The organism is Corynebacterium sp. 212_CJEI (assembly GCF_001055915.1).
Taxonomy (GTDB): Bacteria; Actinomycetota; Actinomycetes; order Mycobacteriales; family Mycobacteriaceae; genus Corynebacterium; species Corynebacterium jeikeium_D.
In genome coordinates, this window is record NZ_JVPT01000049.1 from 22,224 (window position 1) to 28,769 (window position 6,546).

Below are 6,546 nucleotides of genomic sequence, written 5' to 3' on the forward strand. Positions count from 1 at the left end.
AGCCGCCGTGCTAGGCCGTACTAACGAGCCACTACGCATTCGCCAATGCGGTGGTCGGATCGACGCGGAATACCGGCACCAGTGCCAGCAGCGCACCAACTACGCCGGTCACGGCCAGAATGAGCCCCGGCACGACGGTCGTGGAAGCATCGACCACAATTGGCATGACGTCGCCGCTCTGCAGAGCCCAGCCCGCCGCTGCAGTCACCGCAACACCGCCGCCGACTCCGATTGCCAGCACGGCCAGGACCTGCGCCAGAGAGTCAGCCACCAGCACGGAGCGGGACGCACCGAGCGCCGAGGAAATGGCCACACCACGCAGTCGTTGAACAGTCCACACTGTGAAGAACGCGCCTACCACCAGCGCAGAAATCACATACAGCATCGAGGTCATCGCGTTCAGCGAGGTCTGCTCGCCCTGATAGGAAGCCGACAGGTTATTGCGCTCGCCGTCGCGCAGAATTGTTCCTTCCGGGACATTCGGCAGCTGCGTCGCAGACTCGTCGACAACCATCGCCGCCGGCACCATCTGCCCCGGTGTCAGGTCTTCCATCACACCGCGCCCGGCATAAATGACCGCTTGGTGGTCCAACCACTTATCCCCCGCCACGCGCGCAACGGTGGTCTCGTGCTCGCCCATCGCGCCAGACAGGGTCAGCGAGTCACCTTCCGCAATGGCGGTTTCACTGACACCGTCGGTGACGGCCACCTGGTCGTCGTTAAGCGAAAAGTCGGAGATGACGGTGACGGGCGTTTCATCGACGCGCGCACGACTGACGTAGACATCGCGGATGGTGGCGTTGTTATCGTTCGCCCACGTCTGGACGCTCTTTCGCGCCGTCTCGCCGATGCTTGACGACGACAGCGACGTAGCCCCCTCCGAGATGACGACGGCGTCGTTTTTGCCGTAGACCTCGTCAAGTGCGGAGACGGACTGGGCTGACAGTCCGGCAGCCAAAGCCGAGAGGAACGTGACCATCACAGCAATCATGCCGACGGTGATGGTGATCAGTGCGGCACGGCCTGGAGCGGCTCGAAGTTCTTTCATTGACTGGTACATACTCATTATGGTCGTGGATTCAAAGGCGGATTTAATCGCCAGGGAGGTTGAACTTCGTCTCCAACTTTCGGTTGATGTTGACAATTCCGGCTTGTCAGCGGTGTTTTGGCAGGTGGAACTGCCCTAAGCTCGAGAGCGTGGATACTCCTGAGACCCTGAATCGCAGCTGGCAATTACTGCGGTTTGCCCTGGATGTTTTGGTGCTGGTGCTGCTGGCGGTATGCGTGGTTCCGGATCCGCAGTGGCGAATCATCACCTATGCGGCGTGCTTTCTAGCGGTGTACATTGCAGGTTCCATTGGGCCGATTGGGCAGGCTCGGCATGGCAACGTAGCCAACGAGGTCGCGCTGACTAAGCCGCGTGGCCTGCTGTTGGGCTGGCTTGTGATTCTGCTGCTGTGCTGGGCGGCGTTGGCGTTTGCAACGCTGGACGCCTCGTTCCTGGTTTTCCCACTGTTTTTCGTAATTTTGCAGGTAACCGGCGGCCTTATGGCCGTAATCATGGTGGCGGCGACAACGGCGACGGCAATTGGCGCCATCGCTATCCATACTCCGCTGACATTTGGTGGTGTCCTCGGCCCCATTCTGGGTGGGACGTTTGTACTCACGGTGGGGCTGGGGTTCCGGCTCCTGCAGAAGGAGACTATCGAAAAGACCAAGGCGCTGGAGGAGCTCTCAGCTGCCCGCGCCCACTCGGAAGCACTGTCCCGTCGTGCCGGTGAGCTGGACGAACGCGCACGCCTCGCAGCCGATATTCATGACACCGTGGCGCAGGGGCTTTCCTCCATCCAGCTGCTGCTGCATTCGGTGGAGTCCCGCATGAAAAGTGCTCCCACTCAGCATGACCAGACCTCGGTGGATTCGCTACAGCTCGCCCGCAAGGTTGCGGCCGACAATCTCGCCGAGACCCGGCGCATCATCGCAGCACTTCAGCCGGCTCCCCTCGAAGGCGCAGACCTATCCGGTGCGTTGGAGAAGGTCTGCTCCTCCACGGTGCTGGGCGATGCTGTCAGCTTCTGCGTCGACGGCACACCCACGCGGCTGCCGGCCACCGTCGAAGCAACCATTATCAGGGTGGCCCAGGCGAGCTTGGCGAACGTCGTCAAGCATGCACACGCCACGCGTTGCCGTGTCACCCTGACCTACCAGCCCGACGAGGTTCTGCTCGACTGCGTCGACAACGGCATCGGCTTCGACCCCACCGCACCAACTAACGACGACAGCGTGGGGATCGCCAACGCGCGCCGACGCGTGGAGAAGCTCGGCGGCACCTTCACCATCGAGTCGGAACCGGGGCGTGGCTGCGGTGTCAGCGTCAGCATCCCGCACGAGCTCGCCTCTTAAAGCCCCGCGCCTGGTATGCAGGTAGGAAACGACCATTCACATCACCCGAGGAGTTAGCCAGGTGACCAAGCCCATCGGAGTCCTCATCGCCGACGATCACCCCATCGTCCGCGCTGGTCTTCGCGCAGTCGTTGAATCGGCGCCGGATATCGTCGTGGTTGGCGAGGCGGCCAGCGGTGACGAGGCGGTCGAGAAGGTGCGCGCATCGCTTGACGACGACTCTTGCGACCACATCGATCTGGTACTCATGGACCTTCGCTTTGGTGAGGCCCCTGGCACTGCTACCCGCGCAGGCGGAGTTGATGCCACCGCAGCCATCCGCGCACTGGCCGGGCGCGGCGCAAAGGCTCCAGAAGTGTTGGTGGTGACCAATTATTCTTCGGACTCCGATGTGCTCGGCGCTGTCACCGCAGGCGCAGTTGGTTATCTGCTGAAGGATGCCGCTCCGGAGGAGCTCATCGATGGTATCCGTCGTGCCGTTCGCGGCGAGACCGTGCTGAACACACAAGTGGCCGGGCGCTTGATGGGTCGGATGCGCAACCCCAATACAGCACTAACCCCGCGCGAACTCGAAGTGCTCGAGTTGGTCGCGCGGGGTATGTCGAATAGAAAAATTGCAGAACAGCTGGTGCTCACCGAAGCGACTGTGAAATCGCATCTGGTACATATTTTCACCAAGCTAGACGTCAGCTCCCGCACCGCGGCTGTTGCTCGGGCGCAGGAGCTGGGAATGTTGGGTGATTAGGAAACGGACTAACCCGCGTGGCTTAAATGATGGCCTCACTTAGAGGACATGGACTACCAAGAGCTGGTCTCGTCGGCGTTGCCCTTCTTCCAGGTCTCCCACGGGATGTTCCAGTCACCGAGTCCATCAACACCGGAGAGCGTCTCACCAATCGTATTCTTCACAATCACGATGTCACCGCGCTTAGTGTTGTCCAGGAACCACTTAGCGTTGGCGTCAGTGACGTTGATGCAGCCGTGAGACTGGTTGACGCTGCCCTGTGCCCACGTTGACCACGGTGCACCGTGGACGTAGATACCGGAGTAAGACATCTGCGTTGCATAGTTAACCGGCGTGACGTAGCCACCGTTTTCCAGAGACAGGCCGTAGGTACGAGAGTCCATCACCATGGTCTCGTTGCGATCACCGATGATGTACTGGCCATTCGGAGTCGGGTGAACATTCGACCCCATAGAGATAGGCATGGAGTTTACGACTTCACCGTTCCTCTTAATGACCATGGTCTTCGTCGCGTCATCAGCGATAGCAATGACTTCATCACCGATAGTGAAGCTGGTTTCGGCGGACTCCGCACCGTACATATCGTCACCAAGATCCGTGCCGTAAATATCGGACTTCACGGTAACCTTGGTCCCCGGCTTCCAGTACTCCTTTGGACGCCAGCGCACCTCACTGTTATTCAGCCAGTAGAAAGCGCCTTCCACCTTAGGCTCGGTGGTCACCTTAATTGCTTCCTCAGCAGCCTTGCGGTCCGAAATACTCGCGCTGAATTTCACAGCAATAGTCTGACCGACACCCACGGTGGAACCATCCAGCGGGGACAGGTAACCATTTACCTGAGAAGTCGGCTCGACGGTGGTGAAAGAAGTAGCCAGCTTTTCTGTGCCCGAGGTGGCGTTAATCTCATAGGTCTTTGAGTAGCCCAGGGGTTCTGCAGTGGTCCACTTGGTACCACTGGAGTCGAGCTTGCCCTTGACCTCTTTGCCCTCAGGGTTGGTCATAACAACCTTGTCCAGGCGATGTCCCTCTTCCACCTGAACCGAAATCGGGTCAACCACCGAAACATCGGTGGCGTCGTCCTTCACACTGGCGACAAGACCAACGTCTGGCTTCTCCGCCTCTTGCTGCTCGGCATTATCTCCGCCGACGGTACAAGCAGCTAGCGAGATGGTGGTCGCAAATGTCACCACCGCCATCGACAGGCGCTTAAAAGATTGCCGCATGATCGTGCTTCACTCCAACAGTGCAATTATTAAGTAGTAAGTCCCGGGGACACACTGCGACACACAGCGGAGTCCTGCTACAGCCCCTGGTGCGCCCTCGAAAAAGGTCAGACTGCCCTGCAGCGGCACTAGCCACCGATAAAACGCTCGCCCTAACTGAAAAGCCTTATTGACTGCCCAATCGCAGTCATCAACCCCTCACAGGGCGCAGCACGCAAAGTAGCCCAACGGTTCCTACAGTTAACCCTCTGGAAAATTGCTGTGCAACCCCAAAAAACCGGGGCACTTCAACCGACCTGGGAAAACAGCGCCCCCTTGAAGCTGCGTTACCGAAAAGTAATCAGTTCGCTATTCAAAAGTGCCACCGGACGCTTCCGGACGTTACTGAACACTGTCGAACGTAACTCCGACATCTATGCACACTCCCAACGTCGATGGCATTGATACAGGCCCTACCCCACTTTGAGGATTTCCAAACTTTTTTTGAACTTTTTTCAAACGGTTGCGCAAAACCTTTCAAAAAACATGCAAAAACATCAATTCAAAAACAGCATCTGACCAGCCGATTTTACAAACAATCAGAAACCTGGTTATATATCTTCTCGTTGCCGGCGAGGAGCTCACACAGAGAGCACCAAGCAGGAAACAGTAAGCGCCATTAGCTCAACTGGCAGAGCAGCTGACTCTTAATCAGCGGGTTCGGGGTTCGAGTCCCTGATGGCGCACAATACAGACCGGGAAGGTAGAAATACCCTCCCGGTCTTTTTGTGCATAACAAGCGTAGGCGCCAACTTGGGGTTAAGTAAAGAAAAGTGTGTCTTTTCCGGGCGTGTTGCGGTTATTTGATCCAGCCTTTTTGGATGCCGAGGTTGTGTTGGTAGCTGGTGTCGATGGCGGTGTCGTATTCTGCTGGTGCACCGATGTCATTGGTAGTGGCTGTGGTGTTGTGGGTGATCAGGTCTGTTGCTGTGGAAAGTGCGTCTTGACCCCATCGTTGGTCCCTGGCGATCTTGACCGGATCGTCAGGGACTTCTGTATGTAGATACAGCCACCAATCCATCACTGTGCGTTGATGCGGTAGTGATAGTCCGCGGTGTCTGCGGGCTAGTTCTTTTATGGGGGCGTTGATGCCACCTTCGAGGCTGTTTGTTGTTGCTGCAAGGTTGTCGGGGTCGATGGTTGTTGGTGGGGGTTGCAGGTAGGTAAACAGCAGGTCTCTGCGGTGCAGAGATAGCAATGATTGATAGGCCGCTCGGACGCGTTGGTGGGTGTAGACCTTGGTGTAGGCGCCGGTAGCAGGGTCTTTGATGGTGGTTTTCTCGTTCATCCATTCCCGGTAGGTGTGGTCGAATTCGTGCAGGTGGGCGACCCATGTGGATGCTTGGTCAAGGTCGGTGATGCGAGTGAGTTTCAGGGCTAGGCGGTAGAGGGTTTTGCCGGCATCGGTGCGGGGGTTGCTGGTGGTGTGGCGGCGGACTGTTCGTTGGGCGTGGACGAGGCAGCGTTGGATGCGTGTTGTTGGCCAGCAGTGGTGGATGGCTGATTGGGCACCTTGTCCGCCGTCTGTGACTGCGATTAGTGGTGCGGCAATGGGGCGTAGGAGTTCGGTGTAGGCGGCGGTGGTTTCGTGTCTGGCCCAGGTCCAGTTGATGACGTGGGTTTTACTGGCTGCGATCAGGAGGCATCCGGACTTTAGATAGGTCGCGTCGAGGAAGATTTGGTCATGGATGCGGAATGAGTCGATGGTGGGTGTGGGGATGATCCACCAGCACCATCGGAATCGGTGGTGCATGGTTTGCCTGGTTACGCCATGGTGTGCGGCGAAGGTGGTTAGAGATTGGGTGCCGGTGGCCCATTGGATGAACAAAGCCATGGTGGCGGTGTTTTTGTTGTGGGTTTGGGTGTTGCGGGTAAAGGAGTGTCCGCAGTGGGTGCAGCGCCAACGGGTGGTTGATTTGCTGGTGGTGCCGTTTTTCTTTGTGTTGTTGCCGCATAGTGGGCAGCTGGGGCGGTTGGTGGTCATCCTTTAATCCAACCGGTGTGCGGTTAGCACAAATGTGGCCGGAGGTGCGGGATGGTGTGGGTAATAGCTTTCGGGGAGCTATTCTTTGGTGATTTGTGGTGTGTGGTCTGGGGTTATGGTGGCATGCGGACACACTTTTCTTTACTTAACCC

Annotated in this window: 5 protein-coding genes and 1 tRNA gene; 3 read left to right on the forward strand and 3 right to left on the reverse strand. The window is 57.9% G+C overall.

The window, feature by feature from the left end; translation table 11 throughout:
* Positions 1–31 precede the first annotated feature (31 nt).
* Complete coding sequence (locus tag ADB02_RS05110; RefSeq protein ID WP_049189884.1) at positions 32–1,048, reverse strand: FtsX-like permease family protein; 1,017 nt, start codon at positions 1,046–1,048, stop codon at positions 32–34.
* 149 nt (positions 1,049–1,197) lie between these two features.
* Here ADB02_RS05110 and ADB02_RS05115 point away from each other — a divergent pair, with 149 nt between their 5' ends.
* Together ADB02_RS05115 and ADB02_RS05120 are read left to right on the forward strand one after the other, a co-directional pair.
* Positions 1,198–2,403 carry a sensor histidine kinase gene (locus ADB02_RS05115; RefSeq protein WP_065421715.1) on the forward strand — a complete coding sequence of 402 codons (1,206 nt, stop codon included), beginning with the start codon at positions 1,198–1,200 and terminating at the stop codon, positions 2,401–2,403.
* 61 nt (positions 2,404–2,464) lie between these two features.
* Positions 2,465–3,148 carry a LuxR C-terminal-related transcriptional regulator gene (locus ADB02_RS05120; RefSeq protein ID WP_080969579.1) on the forward strand — a complete coding sequence of 228 codons (684 nt, stop codon included), beginning with the start codon at positions 2,465–2,467 and terminating at the stop codon, positions 3,146–3,148.
* 53 nt (positions 3,149–3,201) lie between these two features.
* Here ADB02_RS05120 and ADB02_RS05125 read toward each other — a convergent pair whose 3' ends face one another.
* Positions 3,202–4,371 carry a L,D-transpeptidase gene (locus ADB02_RS05125; protein WP_049172917.1) on the reverse strand — a complete coding sequence of 390 codons (1,170 nt, stop codon included), beginning with the start codon at positions 4,369–4,371 and terminating at the stop codon, positions 3,202–3,204.
* 652 nt (positions 4,372–5,023) lie between these two features.
* On the opposite strand from ADB02_RS05125, the gene ADB02_RS05130 reads away from it, so the two are divergent.
* A tRNA-Lys gene (locus ADB02_RS05130) sits at positions 5,024–5,096 on the forward strand.
* A gap of 113 nt (positions 5,097–5,209) precedes the next feature.
* Here the strand turns inward: ADB02_RS05130 and ADB02_RS05135 are convergent.
* Complete coding sequence (locus ADB02_RS05135; RefSeq protein WP_011018353.1) at positions 5,210–6,394, reverse strand: IS256-like element IS3503 family transposase; 1,185 nt, start codon at positions 6,392–6,394, stop codon at positions 5,210–5,212.
* Positions 6,395–6,546 lie beyond the last annotated feature (152 nt).